This is a genomic window from Variovorax sp. J2P1-31 (genome assembly GCF_030317215.1).
Taxonomy (GTDB): Bacteria; Pseudomonadota; Gammaproteobacteria; order Burkholderiales; family Burkholderiaceae_C; genus Variovorax.
On the sequence record NZ_JASZYA010000003.1, the window covers coordinates 595,645 to 618,764 of the forward strand.

21 protein-coding genes are annotated in these 23,120 nt (G+C 68.9%); 10 read left to right on the plus strand and 11 right to left on the minus strand.

The window, feature by feature from the left end:
* Positions 1-83 precede the first annotated feature (83 nt).
* Complete coding sequence (locus QTI20_RS22770) at positions 84-1,919, minus strand: ABCB family ABC transporter ATP-binding protein/permease (RefSeq protein WP_286554812.1); 1,836 nt, start codon at positions 1,917-1,919, stop codon at positions 84-86.
* A gap of 38 nt (positions 1,920-1,957) precedes the next feature.
* Between QTI20_RS22770 and QTI20_RS22775 the strand changes: the two genes are divergently transcribed.
* On the plus strand, positions 1,958-2,386 hold the full coding sequence (locus QTI20_RS22775; protein WP_286554129.1) for an acyl-CoA thioesterase: 429 nt from the start codon (positions 1,958-1,960) through the stop codon (positions 2,384-2,386).
* A gap of 10 nt (positions 2,387-2,396) precedes the next feature.
* Here the strand turns inward: QTI20_RS22775 and QTI20_RS22780 are convergent, their stop codons facing one another.
* Positions 2,397-3,392 carry an ABC transporter substrate-binding protein gene (locus QTI20_RS22780; protein ID WP_286554127.1) on the minus strand — a complete coding sequence of 332 codons (996 nt, stop codon included), beginning with the start codon at positions 3,390-3,392 and terminating at the stop codon, positions 2,397-2,399.
* Between the two features lie 93 nt (positions 3,393-3,485).
* Between QTI20_RS22780 and QTI20_RS22785 the strand changes: the two genes are divergently transcribed.
* The 6 genes from QTI20_RS22785 (at position 3,486) to QTI20_RS22810 (ending at position 8,940) form a co-directional block, all read left to right on the plus strand.
* Complete coding sequence (locus QTI20_RS22785; RefSeq protein ID WP_286554126.1) at positions 3,486-4,163, plus strand: TetR/AcrR family transcriptional regulator; 678 nt, start codon at positions 3,486-3,488, stop codon at positions 4,161-4,163.
* Between the two features lie 124 nt (positions 4,164-4,287).
* A complete protein-coding gene (locus QTI20_RS22790; RefSeq protein WP_183028839.1) occupies positions 4,288-5,121 on the plus strand; it encodes an ABC transporter permease in 834 nt (277 codons plus the stop codon).
* Positions 5,118-6,185, plus strand: coding sequence for an NAD-dependent epimerase/dehydratase family protein (locus QTI20_RS22795; RefSeq protein WP_286554125.1), 1,068 nt, complete (start codon positions 5,118-5,120; stop codon positions 6,183-6,185). Before QTI20_RS22790 ends, QTI20_RS22795 begins: the two co-directional genes overlap by 4 nt.
* Complete coding sequence (locus QTI20_RS22800; protein WP_286554123.1) at positions 6,172-7,032, plus strand: GNAT family N-acetyltransferase; 861 nt, start codon at positions 6,172-6,174, stop codon at positions 7,030-7,032. The genes QTI20_RS22795 and QTI20_RS22800 overlap by 14 nt, the downstream gene beginning before the upstream one ends.
* Before the next feature lie 28 nt (positions 7,033-7,060).
* On the plus strand, positions 7,061-8,128 hold the full coding sequence (locus QTI20_RS22805; RefSeq protein WP_286554121.1) for a dihydrodipicolinate synthase family protein: 1,068 nt from the start codon (positions 7,061-7,063) through the stop codon (positions 8,126-8,128).
* Positions 8,125-8,940: an ABC transporter ATP-binding protein gene (locus tag QTI20_RS22810; protein ID WP_219210796.1), complete on the plus strand. Its 816-nt coding sequence runs from the start codon at positions 8,125-8,127 to the stop codon at positions 8,938-8,940. The genes QTI20_RS22805 and QTI20_RS22810 overlap by 4 nt, the downstream gene beginning before the upstream one ends.
* Before the next feature lie 12 nt (positions 8,941-8,952).
* On the opposite strand, the gene QTI20_RS22815 is transcribed toward QTI20_RS22810, so the two are convergent.
* The 8 genes from QTI20_RS22815 to QTI20_RS22850 all read right to left on the minus strand — a co-directional run bounded on the left by QTI20_RS22815 (position 8,953) and on the right by QTI20_RS22850 (position 17,821).
* Positions 8,953-9,717 carry an enoyl-CoA hydratase gene (locus QTI20_RS22815; RefSeq protein WP_286554117.1) on the minus strand — a complete coding sequence of 255 codons (765 nt, stop codon included), beginning with the start codon at positions 9,715-9,717 and terminating at the stop codon, positions 8,953-8,955.
* Positions 9,718-9,721: 4 nt separating this feature from the next.
* Positions 9,722-10,555, minus strand: coding sequence for an acyl-CoA thioesterase (locus QTI20_RS22820; RefSeq protein ID WP_286554115.1), 834 nt, complete (start codon positions 10,553-10,555; stop codon positions 9,722-9,724).
* 43 nt (positions 10,556-10,598) lie between these two features.
* Positions 10,599-11,795, minus strand: coding sequence for an acetyl-CoA C-acyltransferase (locus QTI20_RS22825; RefSeq protein WP_286554114.1), 1,197 nt, complete (start codon positions 11,793-11,795; stop codon positions 10,599-10,601).
* Positions 11,792-12,217 (minus strand): endonuclease domain-containing protein, encoded by a 426-nt coding sequence (locus QTI20_RS22830; RefSeq protein ID WP_257624617.1) that lies wholly within the window; start codon positions 12,215-12,217, stop codon positions 11,792-11,794. The genes QTI20_RS22825 and QTI20_RS22830 overlap by 4 nt, the downstream gene beginning before the upstream one ends.
* A 51-nt stretch (positions 12,218-12,268) precedes the next feature.
* Positions 12,269-14,668, minus strand: coding sequence for a 3-hydroxyacyl-CoA dehydrogenase/enoyl-CoA hydratase family protein (locus QTI20_RS22835; RefSeq protein WP_286554112.1), 2,400 nt, complete (start codon positions 14,666-14,668; stop codon positions 12,269-12,271).
* 121 nt (positions 14,669-14,789) lie between these two features.
* Positions 14,790-15,224: a DUF2147 domain-containing protein gene (locus tag QTI20_RS22840; RefSeq protein ID WP_286554111.1), complete on the minus strand. Its 435-nt coding sequence runs from the start codon at positions 15,222-15,224 to the stop codon at positions 14,790-14,792.
* A 49-nt stretch (positions 15,225-15,273) separates the two neighbouring features.
* Positions 15,274-17,070, minus strand: a complete 1,797-nt coding sequence (locus QTI20_RS22845) for an acyl-CoA dehydrogenase C-terminal domain-containing protein (RefSeq protein WP_286554109.1) — start codon at positions 17,068-17,070, stop codon at positions 15,274-15,276.
* A 73-nt stretch (positions 17,071-17,143) separates the two neighbouring features.
* Entirely contained in the window at positions 17,144-17,821 is a 678-nt protein-coding gene (locus tag QTI20_RS22850) for a TetR/AcrR family transcriptional regulator (protein ID WP_286554108.1), read from the minus strand.
* Between the two features lie 246 nt (positions 17,822-18,067).
* Here QTI20_RS22850 and QTI20_RS22855 point away from each other — a divergent pair, with 246 nt between their 5' ends.
* The 3 genes from QTI20_RS22855 to QTI20_RS22865 all read left to right on the plus strand — a co-directional run bounded on the left by QTI20_RS22855 (position 18,068) and on the right by QTI20_RS22865 (position 22,248).
* Positions 18,068-18,589 carry a sigma-70 family RNA polymerase sigma factor gene (locus QTI20_RS22855; RefSeq protein WP_286554811.1) on the plus strand — a complete coding sequence of 174 codons (522 nt, stop codon included), beginning with the start codon at positions 18,068-18,070 and terminating at the stop codon, positions 18,587-18,589.
* A gap of 74 nt (positions 18,590-18,663) precedes the next feature.
* Positions 18,664-19,737, plus strand: coding sequence for a FecR family protein (locus QTI20_RS22860; protein ID WP_286554106.1), 1,074 nt, complete (start codon positions 18,664-18,666; stop codon positions 19,735-19,737).
* A 123-nt stretch (positions 19,738-19,860) separates the two neighbouring features.
* Positions 19,861-22,248, plus strand: a complete 2,388-nt coding sequence (locus QTI20_RS22865) for a TonB-dependent siderophore receptor (RefSeq protein ID WP_286554104.1) — start codon at positions 19,861-19,863, stop codon at positions 22,246-22,248.
* 19 nt (positions 22,249-22,267) lie between these two features.
* Here QTI20_RS22865 and QTI20_RS22870 read toward each other — a convergent pair whose 3' ends face one another.
* The gene (locus tag QTI20_RS22870; protein WP_286554103.1) at positions 22,268-23,026 is read right to left on the minus strand and encodes an SDR family oxidoreductase; all 759 of its coding nucleotides are present in this window, start codon (positions 23,024-23,026) and stop codon (positions 22,268-22,270) included.
* Positions 23,027-23,120 lie beyond the last annotated feature (94 nt).

Genomic DNA, 23,120 nt, shown 5'->3' on the forward strand with positions numbered 1-23,120 from the left:
CAGCGGGCCATGCCGCCGCACACCATCCGTTTTGGCGCATGCTACTTCCCTCTGAGGAAGCTACAAAGCGATGAGAAATGTGTTCAAAGATTGACCGGCGTCGCCTCGATTTTCTGCAGCGCCCACATCTGCGCATAGCGCCCCTGGCGCGCCAGCAGTTCCGCATGGGTGCCGCGCTCGACGATCACGCCGGCCTCGAGCACCAGGATCTCGTGCGCATCGACCACGGTCGAGAGCCGGTGCGCGATGACCAGCGTGGTCTTGTTCTGCGCCGCGCTCTTGAGCTCCGACTGGATCGCGCGTTCGTTGGCCGAATCGAGCGCCGAGGTGGCCTCGTCGAAGATCACGATCGGCGGGTTCTTGAGCAGGGTGCGCGCGATCGCCACCCGCTGCTTCTCGCCGCCCGACAGCTTCAGGCCGCGCTCGCCGACCGGCGTGGCGTAGCCCTTGGGCGTGGCGGCGATGAAGTCGTGGATGCGCGCGGCCTTGGCGGCCGCCTCGATCTCTTCGGTGGTCGCGCCCGGCCGGCCGTAGGCGATGTTGTAGGCGATGCTGTCGTTGAACAGCACCGTGTCCTGCGGCACGATGCCGATGGCCTGGCGCACGCTGGCCTGGGTCACACGGCGGATGTCTTCGCCGCCGATGGTGATCTGGCCCTGCTGGACGTCATAGAAGCGGTAGAGCAGCCGTGCCAGCGTGGATTTTCCGGAGCCCGACGGCCCCACCACCGCCACCGTCTTGCCGGCCGGGATCTCGAAGCTCACATGCCGGAGGATCGGCCGCGAGGGCTCGTAGGCGAAGCTCACGTCCTCGAAGCGCACGGTGGCGTCGGTGCCCGCCAGCGCGCTCGCGCCCGGCGCATCCTGCACCTCGCGCTCCTTCTCCATCAGCACGAACATCTTGTCGAGGTCGGTCAGGCTCTGCTTGATCTCGCGGTAGATCACGCCCAGGAAGTTGAGCGGGATGTAGAGCTGGATCATGAAGGCGTTGACCATCACCAGGTCGCCCAGGGTCATGCGCCCCTCGACCACGCCCGAGGTGGCGCGCCACAGCATCAGCACCAGGCTCACCGCGATCAGCAGCTGCTGGCCCACGTTGAGCATCGACAAGGTGCGCTGGCTCTTGATCGCGGCCTTGCGGTAGCGGTCGAGGCTGGCGTCGTAGCGCCTGGCCTCGAACTCCTCGTTGTTGAAGTACTTGACGGTCTCGTAGTTCAGCAGCGAATCGACCGCGCGGCTCTGTGCCATGGTGTCGAGCTCGTTCATGGTCTTGCGGAACTGCGTGCGCCACTCGGTCACGGTCACGGTGAAGCCGATGTAGAGCACCAGCGCCGCGCCGGTGATCCAGACGAACAGCGCATCGAACTTGACGCCCAGGATGGTCAGCACCAGCGCCAGCTCGATGACGGTGGGCACGATGCTGTAGAGCGACATCGAGATCAGCGAGTGCACGCCGCGCGTGCCGCGCTCGATGTCGCGCGTCATGCCGCCGGTCTGGCGCTCGAGGTGGAAACGCAGGCTCAGCGCATGCAGGTGGCGGAACACCTCCAGCGAGATGCGCCGCGCCGCGCCCTCGGTGGCCTTGGCGAACACCAGCTCGCGCAACTCGCCGAACAGCGAGGTCGAGAAGCGCAGCAGGCCGTAGCCGAGCAGCAGCGCGATCGGCACCACCAGCAGCGCCTGCGCCATGTCGGGCTTGGGCGTCATGGTGTCGACCAGGTTCTTGAGCAGCACCGGCACGCCGACGTTGGCGACCTTGGCGCCGACCATGAAGGTCAGCGCGGCCAGCACCCGCCATTTGTAGTCCCAGAGGTAGGGGAAGAGACGCCGCAGCGTCGCCCAGTCGGAACGGTCGGCCCGCGCCGGGGCGCCGCCGGGGGCTGTGTGGGGAGAGGAAAGGGCTTCGCCGCTGCGGCGCATGGGGGACAATCTGGCTGTTATTTGCTTCGATTGTGCCCATGTCCCATTCTCCCGACACCCACGTGGCTGCTGTGCTCAAGAGCCTGCCGACCGACATGGAGCTGGTGCTCAAGGTCATTCCGATGCCGGCCGACTGCAACGCCAACGGCGACATCTTCGGCGGCTGGGTCATGGCCCAGTGCGACCTGGCCGGTTCGGTGATCCCGGCGCGCTACACGCTGGGCCGGATGGCGACGGTGGCGGTCAACGAGTTCGTCTTCAAGCAGCCGGTGCGCATCGGCGACATCCTGTCCTTCTATTCCAAGCTGGTGCGCATCGGGCGCACCTCGGTCACGGTCACGGTCGAAGTCTTCGCCGAGCGCTTCAAGGCCCAGGGCAACTACATCAAGGTGACCGAGGCCACCTTCACCTACGTCGCGATCGACGACCACGGCCGGCCGCGGCCGATCGCGGCGACGCCGGCCTGAGCCCTGTTCCTCAGTTGCTCATGCGCACCGACTTGTCCAGGTACTCGTTGGTGAACAGCGTGGCCGGCTCGAAGGCCTTCTCGATGCCGATCATCTCCTTGACCAGCTCGTAGTCGGTCTTGACGCGCGCGCCGTCGAAGGCGCCCAGCGCCACGCCGGTGGTGGTGTCGTCGCGCATCAGCTGCTTGATGCGTTCCCACTGGTCGCGCTGGTTGTCGGGCGTCAGGCCGCTCACGCTGGCGGTCAGCGCATCGAGGCAGGGGGCGAAGTCCTTCACGCAGGCCGCGTAGGCGCGCTGCGTGACGGCCGCGAACTTGCGCACGCGCTCGGGGTTCGCCTTGAGGTAAGCGCCGTTCACGAACAGCGAGTTGCCGTAGACGTTCACGCCCACCGTGCGCCAGGCCACGAAGCCCAGGTCGGGGCCGAACTCGCGCACCTTGAGGTCGTGCTCGTTGTAGAAGTCGCTGATGATGTCCACCGACTTGCTCTTGAGCGCGCCCACCTTGGCCTGCGGGCTCAGGTTGACGAAGTTCACGCCCGCCGGATCGATGCCGGTCTTCTTGGCGAAGGCCGGCCACATCAGGCGCGCGGCGTCGCCGGGCGGGTTGCCGATCTTGCGGCCGGTGAAATCCTTGGGCCCGTTGATGCCCGAGGACTTGAGCCAGTAGAAGCCCTGCGGGCTGTTGGCGTAGATCACCATGATCGCCTTCAGGTCGGCGCCCTTGCCCACGGCCTGGATGGCGGTCGGCAGGTCGGCGATGCCCAGGTTGGCGCCACCCGATCCCACGCGCTGCGCCGACAGCGCCGAGCCCTTGCCGGCCTCGATGCTGAGGTCGATGCCGGCCTCGGTGTACCAGCCCTTGGCCTTGGCGAAGTAGATCGGCGCATGGTCCGCGGTCGGCGTCCAGTTGAGCATCAGGTTCATCGGGTCCGCGGCCGAGGCCGTGCCGGCGAGCCCGAGGGCGCACAGGGCGGAGAAGAAGACGGAAGACGCGCGTGCTCGCATGGGATCGCTCCAGAATGAAGGGGTGGATCAGGACTAGAATTCATATTACCAACTGTTTGGTTGACAATCAATACAACAGAACGAGCAGTACGCATGGCCCCCTCCCCTTCCACCACCGCCCCCCGCACCAAGAAGGCCGCCCCGGCCGAAGGCGCCGCGCGCCGCGACGCCGCCGCCACGCGCGAGGCGCTGCTGGCCGCCGCGGTGGCCGAGTTTTCGCGCAACGGCTTCGCTGGCGCGCGGGTCGACGAGATCGCGCGCACGGCCGGCGCCAACAAGCAGCTGGTCTACCACTACTTCGAGAGCAAGCAGGGCCTGTACCTGGTGGCGCTCGAATCGGTCTATGCGGCGATCCGCGAGAAGGAGCAGGCGCTGTCGCTGGGCGCGCTGGAGCCGGTGGAAGCCATGACGCAGCTGATCGGCTTCTCCTTCGACTACCTGGCCGAGCACCCGGAGTTCATCGCGCTGCTGACCGACGAGAACCGCAACCAGGGCCAGCACATCCTGGGCTCGGAGCGGCTGCAGAAGATGCACTCGCCCTTCATCGAGATGCTCGAGGCCACGCTCGAGCGCGGCGTGCGGCAGGGCGTGTTCCGCAACGACTTCGACGCGATCAACCTCTACATCTCGATCGCCGGCATCTCCTACTTCTTCTTCTCCAACAACCACACGCTGTCGGCCATCTTCGGCAAGCCGCTGGGCTCGCGCGGCGCGCTGGTGCAGCGGCGGCGCCATGTGATCGCCTTCGCGCTCAACGCGCTGCGGCCCTGAGCCGCTGAGGGCCCGGCGAGCCCGCCGGCGTCTTTCTCGATAATTTATCAACCAGTTGGTTGACAGTGCATCGGTCGAATCCTATGATTTGGATTCGACCCGCACTCCCGAGGAAGACGCACCCATGACGGCCTCCGCCACCGCACCCGCCGCCGACCCGCCCGCCATCCAGGCTGCGGGCGGCTCCGACAGCAGCCAGGACAGTCCCGCCTGGCAGCGCTGGGCCGCCATCGTCGGGGTCCACCTGGCCGGCGTGGCCTTGTGGGAGCTCGCGGTGCGCGTGTTCTCGATCCAGACCTTCATCCTGCCCGCGCCCTCGCGCGTGCTGGCCACGCTGGGGAACGGCAACTACCACTGGCTGTCGAACACCGGCGTGACCGCGCTCGAGGTCTTCGGCGGCTACGTGCTGGCCCTGGTGCTGGGCATTCTTTGCGCGCTGCTGTTCATCACCAGCCGGCGCCTGATGCTGCTGGCCTTCCCGCTGCTGGTCACGCTCAACATGATCCCGAAGGTGGCGATGGGGCCGCTGATCATCGTGTGGTTCAGCTACGGCATCGGGCCCAACATCCTGATCACCTTCAGCCTTTGCTTCTTCCCGATCCTGCTGACCACCATCCGCGGGCTCAACGAGACCGAGCCCGAGCTGCTGAACCTGGTGCGCGCGCTCAAGGGCTCGCGCTGGCAGCTGTTCCGCTACATCCAGCTGCCGGGTTCGCTGCCCTACGTGTTCTCGGGCATGAAGGTCGCCACCATCCTGGCCGTCGCCGGCGCGGTGGTGGGCGAATTCATCGCCTCCGACAAGGGCCTGGGCTATTTGATGATCCAGGTGCAGGCCTCGCTCGACACCCCCGCCGTCTTCATGGCCGTGCTGCTGATCACCGGCCTCGGCGTGCTGCTCTACCTGCTGGTCCTGCTGCTGGAGCGCTTCTTCATCACCCAGGACGCCCGCATCCAATGACCACCTCCAACACCACGCCCGCCGCCATGCTCGACACACGCGCCTTCCCCATGCACTTCGAGACCGAACAGGCGCTCGAGGACTACCTGGCCACGCCCTCGCGCGAACTCATCGACGACCTCGCGCGCCTCGACGGCGACCTGATGATCCTCGGCGTGGGCGGCAAGATGGGCCCGACGCTGGCGCGGCTGGCGCGCAACGCCCTGCCCGCCGGGCGCCGCGTGATCGCGGTCGCGCGCTTCAGCGAGGCCGGCATGCGCGAGATGCTGCATGCGCACGGCATCGAAACGATCGTCTGCGACCTGCTCGACGCGGCGGCCGTGGCCGCGCTGCCGAAATGCGCCAACGTCGTCTTCATGGCCGGTCGCAAGTTCGGCGGCGACGCCAACAACCCGCTGACCTGGGCCATGAACGTGCACGTGCCCGCGCTGGTGGCCCAGGCCTTCAGCGCTTCGCGCATCGTGGCCTTCTCCACCGCCTGCGTGTACCCCTTCGTGCCGGTCACGGGCCAGGGCGCGGCTGAAGACCTGCCGCCCAGCCCGCCCGGCGAGTACGCGAACTCCTGCGTCGGCCGCGAGCGCATGTTCGAGTATTTCTCGCAGCAGCACGGCACGCCGGGCCGGCTGTTCCGCCTGAGCTACGCGATCGACCTGCGCTACGGCGTGCTGGCCGACGTGGCGCAGAAGGTCTGGCGCGGCGAGCCGGTGGACGTGACCATGGGCCACGTCAACGTGATCTGGCAGGGCGACGCCAACGCTCAGGCCTTGCGCTGCCTGGCCGTGGCCACGGTGCCGACCTCGCCGATCAACGTGAGCGGCCCCGAGACCACCTCGATCCGCTGGCTCGCCGAGGAATTCGGCCGCCGCTTCGGCAAACCGGTGCAGATCACTGGCAGCGAAGCGCCCACCGCCTGGCTCATGAACACCGGCGAGGCCGAGCGCCTGTTCGGCTACCCGCAGGTGCCGCTGTCGCAGCAGCTGGGCTGGGTCGCCGACTGGATCGCGCGCGAGCAGCGGCTCTACGGCAAGCCGACCAAGTTCGAGTCGCGCGATGGCAAGTACTGAGCTCGACGCGCCGGTGCACGTGGTGGAGACGCTCGGCGCGCTCGACCGCGAGACGCTGGCGATGCTCGACGCCCTGGTGGTGCAGAGCGGCTGGAACCAGACCGCCGAGGACTGGGCGCTGTTCGCGCAGCAGGGCACGCTGTTCGCGGTGCGCGACGGCGAGGGCCACGATGGCCGCATCGTCGCCAGCGGCGCGGTGCTGCCGATGGGCGACACCGGCGCCTGGATCAGCATGATCCTGGTCGCGCCCGCGCTGCGCGGCCAAGGCCTGGGCCGCACGGTCTTCGAGCAATGCCTGCGCGAGGTGCGGCGCCAGGGCCGCGTCGCGCTGCTCGACGCCACGCCCGCGGGCGAGCGGCTCTACACGCAGTACGGCTTCTCGCCGTTGTGGCGCCTCACGCGCTGGCAGCGCCCCGCCACCGCGCCGACCGCAGCACTCGCACGGCAGGAACCGGCCGGCCTCGCGCCTCTGGCCGCCCTCGACGCCGAGGCCCTGGGCCTGGCACGCGGCGAGGTGCTCGCGCACCTGGCCGGTCGCGCGGGCTCGCGCCTGCAGCGTCATGCGCAGGGCTTCGCGATCGTGCGCGCCGGCCGCATCGCCCACCAGATCGGCCCGCTGATCGCGACCGACGAGGCCGCCGCCGCGCGGCTGCTGGCCGAGATCGCCGAGGGCACGCCCGGCCCGCTGATGGTCGACGTGCCCGACATGCGCGCGCTGCTGCGCGAGCAGCTCGCGGCCGCCGGCTTCACGCCGCAACGCGGCTTCGTGCGCATGGCCCTGGGCGAACCCGTGCCCCATGGCCAGACCGCCTTCCTCCACGCCATCGCCGGCCCCGAGTACGGCTGAGCGCCCCTTCACCTTTCCAGGAGTTTCGATGGCCTTGCAACGATCCGATCTTCCCGCCGACGTTCTGGCGCTGCTGGCGCAGGGCACGGTGATTCCGGCCCACCCGCTGGCGCTCGACGCCGAGCGCCAATTCGACCGCCGCCGCCAGCGCGCGCTCACCCGCTACTACACCGACGCCGGCGCGGGCGGCCTGGCAGTGGGCGTGCACACCACCCAGTTCAGCATCCGCGAACGCGGCCTCTACGAGACCGTGCTGCGCGCCGCGGCCGAAGACCGCGCCGCCTGGACCGACCGCCCCATGGCCATGGTCGCCGGCCTGTGCGGCCCCACCGCCCAGGCGCGCGCCGAAGCGCGTACGGCCGTCGGCCTGGGCTACCACGCGGGCCTGCTGAGCCTCGCGGCCGTGGCCTCGGCCTCGGAGGACGAACTGATCGCGCATTGCGAGGCCGTGGCCGAGGAGATCCCGCTGATCGGCTTCTACCTGCAGACCGTGGTCGGCGGCCCGATCCTGTCGAGCGACTTCTGGCGCCGCTTCGCACTGATCCCCAATGTGCTGGCGATCAAGGTCGCGCCCTTCAACCGCTACCGCACCATCGACGTGGTGCGCGGCGTGGTCGATGCACGCGCCGAGGATCGGGTCTTCCTCTACACCGGCAACGACGACCACATCGTGCTCGACCTCGCCCTGCCCTTCAGCGCCATGCGCGACGGCGCCCAGGTACAGGTGCGCTTCCGCGGCGGCCTGCTGGGCCACTGGTCGGTCTGGACCGCGAGCGCGGTGCAGCAGCTGGCGCAGATCAAGGCCGAGATCGCGGCCCACGGCGGCGCGTTGAGCCCCGCGCTGCTGGCCCTCGACTCGCGCGTGACCGACTGCAACGCGGCCTTCTTCGACGTGAAGAACAACTTCCACGGCTGCATCGCGGGTTGCCACGAGGTGCTGCGGCGCCAGGGCCTGCTCGAGGGCATCTGGTGCCTGGACCCGGCCGAGGGCATGGGCGCAGGACAGAGCGAGGAGATCGACCGCGTCTACCGCCTGCACGGCGACCTGGCCGACGACGCCTTCGTGCGCGACAACCTGGCACGGTGGCTGGCATGAGCGCCGTGTTGCGCGAGCGCGTCGCGACCGGCGCACCGCTGATTCGCATGCAGCAGCTGCGCAAGGTCTACCGCAAGAAGCAGGCGGGCGGCAGGACCGAGGAATTCCTCGCGGTGTCCGACGTGTCGATGGACATCCACGAGGGCGACATGGTGTCGCTGGTCGGGCCCTCGGGCTGCGGCAAGTCGACCCTGCTGAAGATCCTGTCGGGCCTGCACGGCCACGACGGCGGCACGCTGCAGATCGGCGGCGGCGCCGGCGGCGCGCCCTTCAACGCGGGCCGCGACGTGGGCATGGTGTTCCAGCAGCCGGTGCTGCTCAAGTGGCGCACCATCCTCGAGAACGTGATGCTGCCGGCCGACATCCTGGGCCTGGACCGCAAGAAGGCCCGGGTGCGCGCGCACGAACTGCTGGAGATGGTGGGCCTCACCGGCTTCGCCGACAAGCTGCCCTACGAACTCTCGGGCGGCATGCAGCAGCGCGCGGCGATCGCGCGGGCGCTGATCCACGACCCGAAGCTGGTGCTGATGGACGAGCCCTTCGGCGCGCTCGACGCGCTGACGCGCGAGAAGATGAACCTCGAGATGCTGCGCATCTGGGAAGAGACCGGCAAGACCTTCGTGGTCGTGACCCACAGCATCCAGGAGGCCGTGTTCCTGGGCACTCACTGCGCCGTGCTCACGGCCGGCCCGGCGCGCATGGCCGACTTCTTCCCCATCGACCTGCCCGCGCCGCGCCGGCTGCACCTCAAGACCAGTCCGGCCTTCGGCGACTATGTGCGCAGGGTGTACGACCTGCTGGGCGTCGAATAACGACGCCGCCGATCAGAGCTTGGAGAAGTCGGGCTTGCGCTTTTCCATGAACGCGCCAAATGCTTCGCGCGCCGCCGGCTCGCGCAGCATGCGGCCGAAGCTCTGGCCTTCCTCGTCCATGCGCTCGATCACCGCGGCCTGCTGCGATTTCTTGAGCAGGCGCTTGGTCTCGATCAGCGCCGTGAGCGGCTTGGCCGCGAGCTTGCGAGCCTGGGCCTGGGCGATGCCGTTGGCTTCGGTCGGCGGCACCACGCGGTTCACCAGGCCGATCTCGAGCGCGGCCTCGGCCATGAAGGGCTCGCCCAGCAGCAGCGCCTCGGCCGCGCGGTGGTAGCCGAACATCTGCGGCACCAGCAGGCTGGAGGCCGCCTCGGGGCACAGGCCCAGGTTGACGAAGGGCATCGAGAAGGCCGCGTTGTCGCCCGCGTAGACCAGGTCGCAATGGAACAGCATCGTGGTGCCCACGCCCACGGCCGGACCGCAGACGGCGGCGACGATGGGCTTGGGGAAGGTCGCGATGCCGCGCAGGAAACGGAACACCGGCGACTCGGTGGTCGCGGGCGGCGCGTTGAGGAAGTCGCCGATGTCGTTGCCGGCGCTGAAGATGGTCGGGTCGCCCTGGATCAGCACCGCGCGCACGGCCGGGTCCTGCTCGGCACGGGCCAGCGCGTCGGCCAGTTCGCCGTACATCGCGCCGGTGATCGAGTTCTTCTTGTCGACGCGGTTGAAGGTCAGGGTCATCACGCCGGCTTCGGCGTGGACGAGGATGTCGCTCATGGGGTCATTCCTTGAAGTAAACGATCTGGTTGGAGGTGGCGAGCAGCACGCCGGCTTCGCTCCAGAGCTGCGCGCTCTGGTCGAAGAAGCCGTTGCGGAACTGCTGCCCGGCCGCACAGGCCAGAAGATAGCCGCTGCCGACCTCGGCCATCTGCGCCGCGTCGGTGTGGAAGTAGGTGGTGATCGAGACCGTGCCGGCCGGCACCGGCTTGGCGCGGCGCAGCCAGACGCGCGGGAAGAACACGTCGCTCATGGCCGCGAGCGAGGGGAAGTCGAGCGCGCGGGCCTGCGCGTCGCGCACCCAGAGCCGGGTCTGGCTGTGGTCGCCGCCGCCGTCCCAGGTCGAGGGCGGCGCGCCACTGACCGGGCGCATGTCGTACTGCGCGAACCAGGCCACGCCGGCACGCGCGGCTTCCATCCGCGCCAGGGTGTCGGGCCGCGCGACCTCCGGCATCGTCAGGTCGGTGCCGCCCCAGGTGTCGCGGCGCGCGGCCGTGACCACGGTGGCGGTGGTGGTCATCTGCGGCGCGCCGTCGATGCCGGCCTGCGTGATCTGCACCGTCCAGTGCTGGGTCGAACGGTTGGTGCGCACCGGCGTGGCCTGCACGTCGAAGGCGCCGGCCTCGATCGCGGCCGCGAAGTTGACCGTCAATGCGATCGGCGCGCCCAGCAGGTCGGGATGCTGCATCACCGCCTGCAGCGCGATCGCGGCCGTCATGCCGCCGAAGGGCCCGACCATGTTCCAGTAGTCGGGACTGGTCATGCCCGTGAAATGCCCGGCGCGGATGTCGCTGTGCTGGAGCGCGAGCGCCTTGTCGAATACGTGTTGTGTTGTCACTGCCTGTCTCCTGTTCGATCGGCGGCGCCGGACCCCGCGGGGATCAGACCCGCTCGAAGATGCCGGCGGCGCCCTGGCCCATGCCCACGCACATCGTGACCATGCCGTACTTCAGATTCTTGCGCCGCAAGGCATGCACGACTGTCGCGGAGCGGATAGCGCCCGTTGCACCCAAGGGGTGGCCGAGCGCGATCGCGCCGCCCATGGGGTTGACCTTGGACGGGTCGAGACCCAGCGTGCGGATCACGGCCAGCGACTGCGCCGCGAAGGCCTCGTTGAGCTCGAACCAGTCGATGTCCTCGTGCTGGAGGCCCGCATAGCGCAGCGCGGCCGGGATCGCCTCGATCGGGCCGATGCCCATGATCTCGGGCGGCACGCCCTTGCTCGCGAAGCTCACGAAGCGCGCCAGCGGCGTCAGGCCGAACTGCTTGACCGCCTTCTCGCTCGCGAGGATCAGCGCGCCCGCGCCGTCGGAGGTCTGCGAGCTGTTGCCCGCCGTGACCGTGCCGCGCGCCGCGAACACGGTGCGCAGCTTGGCCAGCCCCTCGATCGAGGTGTCGGGCCGAGCGCCTTCGTCGAGCGACACGGTGCGGCGCTTGGCGATCGCTTCGCCGGTGGCGAGGTCGGGCGTGCGGTCGGTCACCTCGATGGGCGTGATCTCGTCGGCGAACTCGCCGGCCTGCTGCGCGGCCAGCGCCTTCTGGTGCGAGGCGAGCGCGAATTCGTCCTGCGCTTCGCGGCTCACCTTCCACTGCTGCGCCACCTTCTCGGCCGTCAGGCCCATGCCGTAGGCGATGCCCACGTCGCCTTCACGCTCGAAGATCGAGGGCGACAGCGAGGGCGCGTTGCCCATCATCGGCACCATGCTCATGCTCTCGACGCCGGCCGCGATCATCACGTCGGCCTCGCCCACGCGGATGCGGTCGGCCGCCATTTGCACCGCCGACAGGCCGGAGGCGCAGAAGCGGTTGACCGTGATGCCGCCGATGCTGTTGGGCAGGCCGGCCAGCACCGCGCCGATGCGCGCGATGTTCAGGCCCTGCTGCGACTCGGGGATCGCGCAGCCGCAGATGATGTCTTCGATGGCCTGGGGGTCGAGGCCCGGCACGGCGGCCAGCGCGGCCTTGAGCGTGGTCGCGAGCAGGTCGTCGGGCCGGTAGTTGCGGAAGTAGCCGCGGTGCGACTTGCCGATGGGGGTGCGGGTGGCGGAGACGATGTAGGCGTCTTGGACTTGTTTCATGGAGAACTCCTGGATGTGGCTCCTTCCCCCTCTGGGGGAAGGTTGGGATGGGGGCAGGCGGCCGTCAATTCGTCGATGCGATTGACGATCACCTGCAACACCCCTTCAAGATTGACAAAGGGATCGTTCGATCCGAAGCGCAGCACCTCGAAGCCCTGCGCACGCAGGAAGGTGTCGCGTCGTGCGTCGTGGTCCTGCTGCGCCTGATGCTGCGACCCGTCGAGTTCGACGATCAGCTTCGGACCGAGACAGGCGAAGTCGGCGATGTAGTGGCCCAGCGGATGCTGCCGACGAAACTTCACGCCCAACTGCTCGTTGCGCAGACCGCTCCAGAGCCTGCGCTCGGCGTCGGTCATCCCGCGGCGCAGGACGCGGGCGTTCTGCTGAGCTTTGGAGGTGGATTGGTTTTGCATCGGCTGCATGCCCCCATCCCTGCCTTCCCCCGGAGGGCGAAGGAGAAACGCGGGATCCGCTCAGTTCCGCACCGGCTTCCCCGTGCTCAGCATCCCCATGATCCGCTCCTGCGTCTTCGGATGCACGATGAGCGAGCAGAACGCCTTGCGTTCCAGCGTCATGACGTATTCCTCGGTCACGAGCGAGCCCGCGTCCACGTCGCCACCAGTCACCACGTTGGCGATCAGGCTCGCGATGTGGAAGTCGTGCGCGCTGATGAAGCCGCCGTCGCGCATGTTCACCAGCTGGCCCTTGATGGTCGCGGCGCCGCTGCGGCCTGCCACGCGGAAGCTGCGGCGCAGCGGGGCGCGGTAGCCGGCGTCGGCCATGGCCTTGGCCTGCTGCAGCGCCACGTACAGCAGCTCGTCCTTGTTCGGCACGATCACGTCGCTGTCGAGCAGGTAGCCCAGCTTCTTCGAATCGAGCGCGCCGGTGCCGACCTTGGCCATCGCCGCGGCGGTGAAGCCTTCGGTGAGGAAGGGCAGCAGGTCGGTGCCGGTCGATGCCGATGCGTTCTCGGCCGCGCGGCGCGCGATGTAGGTCAGGCCGCCCGCACCGGGGATCAGGCCCACGCCGACTTCGACCAGGCCGATGTAGCTTTCCATCGCCGCGACACGCCTGGCCGAGTACACGGCCAGTTCGCAGCCGCCGCCGAGCGCCATGCCGCGCACGGCGGAGATCACCGGCACGCTGGCGTAGCGGATCTTGAGCATGGTGTTCTGCAGCTCTTCTTCCGCGCCTTCGACCGCGCCGATGCCCGCGACCACGAAGGCCGGCAGCATGGCCTGCAGGTCGGCGCCGACCGAGAACACCTCGTCGGGCGACCAGATCACCAGGCCCTTGTACTCGGCCTCGGCCAGGTCGACCGCGGCGCCCAGCGCCTCGGCCACGTCGGGGCTGATGGCGTGCATCTTCGACTGGATGCTGGCGATCAGCACTTCGCCGTCGAGCGTCCAGACACGCACGTCGCCTTCGTCGCTGATCGTGGTACCGGCCGTATTGGCATCGGCCGCGTTCGCGCCGAGCACGCTCTCGGGGAAGAGCTGCCGCGCATGCACCGGCAGCTTGCGCTGTGGCACGAATTTGTTCTGCGACGCGCTCCACGAGCCTTCGGGCGTGTGCACGCCGCCGGCCTCGGCCACCGGGCCTTCGAACACCCACTTCGGCAGCGGTGCCGTGCTCAGCGCCTTGCCGGCATCGATGTCTTCCTGCACCCACTTGGCGACCTGCGACCAGCCGGCTTCCTGCCAGAGCTCGAACGGGCCCTGCTTCATGCCGAAGCCCCAGCGCATGGCGAAGTCGATGTCGCGTGCGCTCTCGGCGATCTCGGCCAGGTGCACGGCGGCGTAGTGGAAGCCGTCACGCAGGATGGCCCAGAGGAACTGGCCCTGCGGCCCTTCGCTCTCGCGCAGCAGCTTCAGCCGCTCGCCCGCGGGCTTCTTCAGCATGCGGCCGTAGACCTCGTCGGCCTTCTCGCCGGCGGGCACGTAGTCGCCGCTCGCCAGGTCGAAGCGCAGGATGTCGCGGCCGACCTTCTTGAAGAAACCGGCCTTGGTCTTCTGGCCCAGGTTCTTCAGTTCGAGCAGCTTGGCCAGCACCGGCGGCGTGGCGAAGTTGGCGTAGAAGGGATCGGTCTCGGCGTTGAGGTTGTCCTGCAGCGTCTTCACGACGTGGGCCATGGTGTCCAGGCCCACCACGTCGGCGGTGCGGAAGGTGCCCGAGCTCGCGCGGCCCAGCTTCTTGCCCGTGAGGTCGTCCACCACGTCGGGCGTGAGGCCGAACTTCTCGACTTCCTTCAAGGTCGCCAGCATGCCGGCGATGCCGACGCGGTTGGCGATGAAGTTGGGCGTGTCGTGCGCGCGCACCACGCCCTTGCCCAGCGTGCTGGTGACGAAGGCCTCGAGCTCGTCGAGGACCTGCGGCTGGGTGGTGGGCGTGTTGATCAGCTCCACCAGGAACATGTAGCGCGGCGGGTTGAAGAAGTGGATGCCGCAGAAGCGCGGCTTCAGGGCTTCGGGCAGCGCCTCGCTCAACTTGGTGATGGACAGGCCCGAGGTGTTCGAAGCCAGCATCGAATGCTTGGCCACGTGCGGTGCGATCTTCTTGTAGAGATCGAGCTTCCAGTCCATGCGCTCGGCGATGGCCTCGATGACGAGGTCGCACTCGCCCAGCTTGGCCAGGTCGTCGTCGTAGTTGGCGGGCTCGATCAGCACCGCGTCGGCCACGTCGCCCAGCGGCGCGGGCTTCTGCTTCTTGAGGTTGTCGATGGCGCGCGTGACGATGCCGTTCTTCGGGCCTTCCTTGGCCGCCAGGTCGAACAGCACCACGGGCACGCGCACGTTGACGAGATGGGCCGCGATCTGCGCCCCCATCACGCCAGCGCCGAGCACGGCGACTTTCTTCACTTGAAATCGGGACATAAGAGCGCTTGGAAGTTTGGTGTTGATTCGGGACACACCGCGGAACCGGCTCCGCCGGGCCGCTGGTGTGGCCCCCTTGAGGGGGAGGCGGCGACACGCAGTGCGCCGCCACGGGGGTGGGCTAGTTGGCTCTGTTCCAGGTCTGGGTGCGCCAGAACGGCCCGATGTACCCGCGCACCTCCAGCTTCTGACCACCGTCGATGGGCGTGAAGCTCGCGCGGTATTCCTTGCCGTTCTCGGGGTCGAGGATCTTGCCGCCTTCCCAGACCTCCTTGCCTTCGGCCTTCTTGCCGCCGCGGATGATCTCCAGGCCGGCGATGGGCTTGCCCTTGCGGTCGTCGGGGCACTCGTCGCAGGTGGCGTCGGGCTTGGTGTCCTTCTTCAGCGAGCGCTTGAGCCGGCCGAGCAGGGCACCGTTGGCCTCGACGATCCGGATCTCGCCCTTGGCCTCGCCGGTCTTGTCGTCGACGTTGCGCCACAGCCCCACCGGGGTGCTCTGGGCCATGGCCGACGCCGCGATGGCGCCGAACAGAAGGGTCGCGAGTGTTTTTTTCATGCGTGTCTCCCGGTGCGTTGAAGAAGAAGAAGGATGGGAAGGGCTGGCCTCAGGCCAGTGCGGCGTCGGTGTCCATCAGCACCTTGCTGCCGGCGCGCGCGGTGCGCATCAGCGTCGCGGTCTCGGGGAACAGCTTGGCGAAGTAGAAGCGCGCGGTCTGCAGCTTGGCGACGTAGAAGGGGTCGGTGTTGCCGGCGGCAATCTCGCGCAGCGCGACCTGGGCCATGCGGGCGAACAGGTAGCCGAACACGAAGTGGCCGGCCACGCGCAGGTAGTCCACCGCGGCGGCGCCCACTTCGTCGGGGTTCTGGAAGCCCTTGAAGCCGATCTCGGTCGTGAACTTGGTGAGTTGTTCGCCCAGCACCGCGATCGGCGTGATGAACTCGCTCATCTTCTCGTTGACGCCCTCTTCGGCCACCAGCGCGCCGACCAGCTTGCCGAACTTCTTGAGCGTGGCGCCGTTGTTGCCCAGGATCTTGCGGCCCAGCAGGTCCAGCGACTGGATGGTGTTGGTGCCTTCGTAGATCATGTTGATGCGGTTGTCCCGCACGAACTGCTCCATGCCCCATTCCTTGATGAAGCCGTGGCCGCCGAAGACCTGCATGCAGGCGTTGGTGGCGGTGTGGCCGTTGTCGGTGATGAAGGCCTTGACGATGGGCGTGAGCAGCGCGACCAGCTCGCCGCTGTCCTTGCGCACCTTCTCGTCGGGATGGTGGTGTTCCTTGTCGAGCAGCAGCGTGCAGAAGATCTGCAGCGCGCGGCCACCTTCGGCATAGGCCTTGGCGGTGAGCAGCATCTTGCGCACGTCGGGGTGCACGATGATCGGGTCGGCTTCCTTGTCCTTGGCCTTGACGCCCGACAGCGAGCGCATCTGCAGCCGGTCCTTGGCATAGGCCAGCGCGTTCTGGTAGGCCACTTCGGTCAGGCCCAGCGACTGGTTGCCCACGCCCAGGCGGGCCGCGTTCATCATCACGAACATCGCGGCCAGGCCTTTGTTGGGCTCGCCCACCAGCGTGCCGGTGGCGCCTTCGATCACGATCTGCGCGGTGGCGTTGCCATGGATGCCCATCTTGTGCTCCAGACCGGCGCAGAAGATCGGGTTGCGCTCGCCCAGCGAACCGTCGGCCTTGACGTGGAACTTGGGCACCACGAACAGGCTGATGCCCTTGCTGCCCTTGGGCGCGTCGGGCAGGCGGGCCAGCACCAGGTGGATGATGTTGTCCGCCATGTCGTGCTCGCCGGCCGAGATGAAGATCTTGTTGCCGGTGATGCGGTAGCTGCCGTCGGCCTGCGGTTCGGCCTTGGTGCGCAGCAGGCCCAGGTCGGTGCCGCAATGGGGTTCGGTCAGGCACATGGTGCCGGTCCACTCGCCGCTCACCAGCTTGGGCAGGTAGGTCTTCTTCTGCTCGTCGGTGCCGTGGGCCACCAGCGCCTCGTAGGCGCCGTGCGAGAGGCCCGGGTACATGGTCCAGGCCTGGTTGGCGCTGTTGAGCATTTCGTAGAGGCACTGGTTGACCACGAAGGGCAGGCCCTGGCCGCCGAACTTGGGGTCGCAGGACAGCGCGGCCCAGCCACCTTCGACGAACTTGGCGTAGGCGTCCTTGAAGCCCGTGGGCGTCTTGACCTCGTGCGTGGCCTTGTCGAGCACGCAGCCTTCTTCGTCGCCGCCGATGTTCAGCGGGAAGGTGACTTCGGCCGCGAACTTGCCGGCCTCCTCGATGACCGCGTTGACGGTGTCGATGTCGGTCTCGGCATGGACCGGCAGCGCCTTGAACTCGTCGGTGACCTTGAGGACTTCGTGCAGGACGAACTGCATGTCGCGCAGCGGTGGGGTGTAGAGCGGCATCGTGGACTCCGGGAAAAGAAGAAGAGGAAGAAAGAGGAAAGGAAGGAACGCGAAAAAGGAAAGCGGTGGCGCCTCAGCGCACGGTCTTGAGGCGGCGCCCCGCGGGCGCCGGTGTGGGCGCCTCGGCGGTGGCGCTGCGCGCGAGGATGTTGTCGAAGCCGGTGTTGGCGCGGGCGATGGAGCCGGGCACCTGCAGAAAGCGCGCCTCGTAGTGCAGCGCGAGGATCAGCCCGTGGATCTCGAAGCCGATCTGGCGTTCGTCGGCATCGGCGCGCAGGTGGCCTTCGCTCTTGGCCTGCACGATGGCGCGCAGCACCGCGGCCTGCCAGATGCTGACCGACTCGACCAGCGCATCGCGCACCGGGCCCGGGCGGTCGTCGAATTCGGAGGCGCCGCTGATGTAGATGCAGCCCGAATCGATCTCGGTCGAGGTGCGCTTCATCCAGTTGGCGAACATGGCGCGCAGCCGCGGCAGGCCGCGCGCGGCCTTCAGCGCCGGGAAGAACACCTCCTGCTCGAAACGTGCGTGATACTCGCGCACCACCGAGATCTGCAGCTCCTCGCGCGAGCCGAAGTGGGCGAACACGCCCGACTTGCTCATCTTGGTGATCTCGGCCACCGCGCCGATCGACAGGCCCTCGAGCCCGATCTGCGCGGCCAGCGCCAGCGCGGCGTCGACGATGACGGCCTTGGTCTGCTGGCCCTTCTGGGCGACCCTGGCGGGCTTGGCGGGAACGGCGTTGACGGACATGTGGAAGCCCCGAAATAAAAACGAACGATCGTTCTATTTTGTCGTGGCTTTGCACTTTTGGCTGCAAGAGCCCCTCAACTTCTGAAGGGCTTCGCGGCGGCGAGCGCGAGGCGCCTGTGCGCGGTGCGGCGGTCGTCCTCGATGATAATGAGAAGAGTTCCCATCTACGACGCGCGCAAGGTCAGCCGCCGCCACATCCCACGCCAGCAGTCGACGGAACGCATCACTCCCCTGGCCCTGGTGATCGTGCTCGAGCGCTACTACCGAGAACTGCTGAACTTCCTGTCCCGCACGGTGAACGACCGCGATGCCGCGGCCGACCTGGCGCAGGAGAGCTACGCCCGCGTGCTGGCGCTGCGGCAGTCGGGCCAGGCCATCGCCAATGCGCGCGCCCTGCTCTACCGCACCGCGCGCAACCTGGTGATCGACCGGCACCGGCGCGGCCAGTTCCGCGCCCACGAAGACCTCGACGCACAGGACGACGCCGCCGAGGGCGCGGCCGCCCCGCGCCACGAGCAGCCCGAGGAGGCCTATGCCCATGCCCAGCATGCGCGCGCCCTCGCCGCGGCCATCGAGGCCCTGCCGCCGCGCTGCCGCGAGGCCTTCGTGCTGAACCGCTTCGAAGGGCTCTCGCACCAGGAGGTGGCCGAGCGCATGGGCATCTCGAAGAACATGGTGGCGCAGCACATCATTCGCGGCGTGCTGGCCTGCCAGGCCTGCGAGGACGCGCTGGACGCTGCCGGCAAGAGGGCCGCCCGGAACGAATAATCGAGGGCGCAGCGCGGCGGCCGCCGACCTCCACTTTCCGGCCGCCCGTGCGTCTACATCCCGAGACCTCCCGCATGAACGCGCCCCCTTCCGCCCGCCCCGCCCCGCCCCCCTTCGAGGGCGAGGCCCCGGCGCGCGAGCATGCGGACTTCCTCGCGGCGCAGGACCCGGTCGATGTCGCGGCGGCCGGCTGGATGGTGCGGCGGCAGGATGGGCTGGCGCCGGCGGAAGAGGCCGCGTTCCAGGCCTGGCTCGCGCAGACGCCCGCGCACCGCGCCGCCATCGCGCGGCTGGCCGGCACCTGGCAGGGGCTGGACCGGCTCTCCGCCGCACAGGTGGCGGCGCTCCAGCCCCGCCCCCCCGTGCGCGCGGCCGGACGCCCGCAGGCGGCCCGCCCCCGCTGGGTGCCGCTGGCTGCGATGGTCGGCCTGGCCTGCGCCATGGTCGCGGGCTGGATGGGCTGGTCGCACTGGCAGGCGCAGCCGGTCTACAGCCAGCACTTCGCCACCGCGCGCGGCCAGCAGATGGAGGTGCAGCTGCCCGACGGCAGCCGGCTGGTGCTCGACACCGCCACCCGCGCCGAGGTCACGCTCTACCGCCAGCGGCGCGAAGTCCGGCTGCCCCAGGGCCAGGCGCTGTTCACCGTGCAGCACGATGCAGGCAGGCCTTTCGACGTGCTGGCCGGACCGGTGCGCGTGACCGTGGTCGGCACGCGCTTCTCGGTGCGCAACACCGGCGCGGGCCTGGGTGCCGACGACGTGCGGGTGACGGTGCAGGAAGGCCGCGTGCGCGTCGCGCCCATCGACCCCACTGCGGCCGGTCAGCCGGTGCTGCTGGGCCCGGGCGGGGCCATTGCCGCCGGCACCGACGGCACGCTGCGCCCGCCGGCCGACGCCGCGCCCGCCAACGCGATGCTCTGGCGCGAGGGCCGGGTGAACTTCGAGAACACGCCACTGGCGCAGGCCGTCGCCGAATTCGAACGCTACGGCCCGACCCGGCTCCGGCTGCGCGACCCGGCCGTGGCCGCGATGCGCATCAACGGCAGCTTCGACCTGCGCCAGCTGGGCGCCTTCACCCGGGCGCTGCCGCAGGTGCTGCCGGTGCAGCTGCAGGCCCACGACGGTACGACCGAGATCGCGCCGCGCTGAGGGCACGGAACGGGCGATAAAAAAACGCAGGATTTTTCGATCGGGACCTCCACTGTCCCGCGCGTGGTGCGTCTTCATGGGGAGTTCTTCTTCCACCACTTCCTGCTCCCGGAGATCCGCTTCATGCCACGCCCGCGTTTTCGCCCCGCCACGCCCGCCCTCGCGGCGGCCCTTGCCATCGCCGCCTGGAGCGCGCCGACCGTGCGGGCCCAGCCGGCCCCGCCCCAGCAGGCCGAAGCCACCTTCAGCATCTCGCTGCCGGCCCAGGCCCTGGGCCCGGCCCTGAACGAACTCGCGCGCCAGGCCCGGCTGCAGCTGATGGTCCACCCGGACCTGGTCGCGGGCAAGCGCGCGCCCGCGGTCGCGGGCACCCTGACGGCCCGGCAGGCGCTGAACCGCCTGCTGGCCGACAGCGGCCTGAGCGCGAGCGTGGACGGCAACGCGGTGGTGATCCGCGCCACCGCGCCGACCTCGGGCGAGCGCACGCTGCCGACGGTGCTGGTCACAGCCGCACTCGAGGCCGATTCGACGGCCGCGCTGCAGCAGGAGGGCACGGCCGCCGCCGGCTACCGCGCCAGCACCGTGTCCTCGGTCGGCGCGCTGGGCAGCATGCGCCTGCAGGACACGCCCTTCTCGGTCAGCGTGGTGCCGCGCGAGCTGCTGCAGAACATCCAGGCGCAGTCGCCCGACGACGTCTACAAGCTCAATCCGTCCACACGGACCATCACGCCGCAGGTCACGGGCTGGACGCCGATGGTCAGCATCCGCGGCTTCGACGGCTCCAACATCGCAGAGGACGGCATGCGCCGCATCTACAACCATGCCGCCGTGCTCGAGGACAAGGAGCGCGTCGAGGTGCTCAACGGCCTCTCGGGCTTTCTCTACGGCGCGGCATCGCCGGGCGGCATGATCAACTACGTCTACAAGCGGCCGACCCTCGAACGGCTCCACAGCGTGACGGTGGGCAATTACGGCGGCAGCCAGGGCTACGTCCACGGCGACTTCGGCGGCCGCATCGACGAGGCCGGCCGCGCCGGCTACCGGCTGAACGTGGTCGAGCAGGAAGGCGGCACCGCCGTCGACGACCAGAAGATCCGGCGCGAACTCGTCAGCGCCGCGGTCGACTGGCAGGTCAGCGACCGCCTGCTGCTGGAGTTCAATGCCAGCGCCAACAACTACCGCACCACCGGCGCCTCGGCCTACTGGTTCTTCAGCGACGTGCCGCACGGCCGCGCGCCCGACGCCAGGAAGAACTGGGGCCAGCCCTGGGTGCAGGACGAATTCGAGAACACCAAGCTGATGGCCAAGGCGACCTACCGGCTCAACGACCAGATCACGCTGCGCGGCGCCTACATGCGCGACAACATCGACCGCCCGCTGCAGGACCACACGATGAACAGCGTGGCCTCGCCCGACGGCTTCAGCCAGATCCGCATCCACTCGGGCCGCACCCGCGACACCTTCGAGGCCGGCTCCGCACTGGCCGACATCGCCTTCGCCACCGGCCCCCTCGCGCACAAGCTGACCGTGGGCTACACCATGTACAGCGACCGGTCGTGGGGCACGAACTACAGCCCCAACACCGGCTGGCAAGGGCCCTACCCCTTCAGCGCCCCCACCTACGTGCCGCGGCCCGACTTCCCGCCCAACCTGCTCGGCACCTACGACGCGGGCCGCGTGCGCAACGGCAACCTCCTCGTCGGCGACCAGATCCAGTTCAACGAACAATGGTCGCTGCTCGCGGGCCTCAACCGCAGCACGATCCGCTCGGAGACGCTCGACGCCAGCGGCGCACGCTCGCAACCCGACTACGACCAACGCCGCGACTCGCCCTCGGTCTCGCTGATGTACAAGCCCCTGCCCTGGCTCAGCAGCTACGCCAGCTACATCGAAGGCCTGGAGCAGGGCGGCATGGCGCCCGACACCGCCGCCAACGCCGGCGCCATCCTGGCCCCGATGCTCAGCAGGCAGAAGGAGATCGGCGTCAAGGCCACGGTGGGCGAGATGCTGCTGACCGCCGCGCTGTTCGACATCGAGAAGGCCTACGAATTCACCGACGCCAACAACGTCTACACGCAGAGCGGCCGGCAGAACCACCGCGGCCTCGAGCTCAACGCCTCGGGCAGGCTCGGCGCCCGCTGGACCGTGGTGGGCGGCATCACGGCGCTGGACGCCAAGGTCAAGGGCTCCGAGCTCGACGGCAAGGCGCCGGTGAACGTGGCGAAGGTGCTGGCCAAGGTGTATGCCGAATACGAACTGCCCGTGCCCGGCCTGAGCCTGACCGGCGGCGTCTATTACACCGGGCGGCAATGGGCCGACGGCCCCAACACCGACCGCCTGCCGGCCGTGACCACCGCCGACGTCGGCCTGCGCTACGCGACCCGGGTTTCCGGCAAGCCGCTCACCTTGCGCCTGAACGTGGCCAACCTCGCCGACAAGAGCTACTGGCTCAACAGCTACTACGTGGGCGCGCCGCGCAGCGTGGCCTTCTCGGCGCAGATGCAGTTCTGAGCTGAGCGCCCGCGGCCGGTCAGAAGTCCTGCGACACCGGCCGCACCACCACCTCGTTGATGTCCACATCGGCCGGCTGCTCCACCGCATAGACCACGGCGCGCGCCACCGCGTCGGCCGGGATCTGGTTGGCCTCGTAGAAGGCCTTCACGCCCGCGGCGGCGTCGGCATCGGTGCTGCCGAACTTCAGTTCGGACTCGACCGCGCCGGGCGACACCACGGTCACGCGCACGCCGCTGTGGCCCATCTCGACGCGCAGGCCTTCGGAGATCGCGCGCACCGCATGCTTGGTTGCGCTGTAGACCGTGCCGATGGGCGTGAACACCTTGAAGCCGGCGATCGACGCCACGTTCAGGATGTGGCCGCTGCCCTGCGCCTGCATGCGCGGCAGCACCGCGGCGATGCCGTAGAGCACGCCCTTGATGTTGACGTCGATGGTGCGGTCCCACTCGTCGACCTTGAGGCGCTCGATGGGCGACAGCGGCATCACGCCCGCATTGTTCACCAGCACGTCGATGCGGCCGAAGGCTTCCACCGTGGCGGTGGCGAGCTTTTCGAGGTCGGCACGCCTGGCCACGTCGGTGGCCACCGCGATGGCCTCGCCGCCGGCCTCGCGGATCTCGGCCACCACCTTGTCGAGACGGTCGGTGCGGCGCGCCGCCAGCACCACCTTGGCGCCGCGGGCCGCCAGGTGGCGGGCCATCGATTCGCCGATGCCGCTGCTCGCGCCGGTGACGATCGCGACCTTGCCGCGGATGTTGTCTTGAACGGATGTCATGGGAATTCCTTTGCTTGCATGGATGAAGAAGTGCATGCAGTGTGGAAAATCCAGGCATTCCCGTAAATGAAGACATCACGCCTTCAGAATTCCT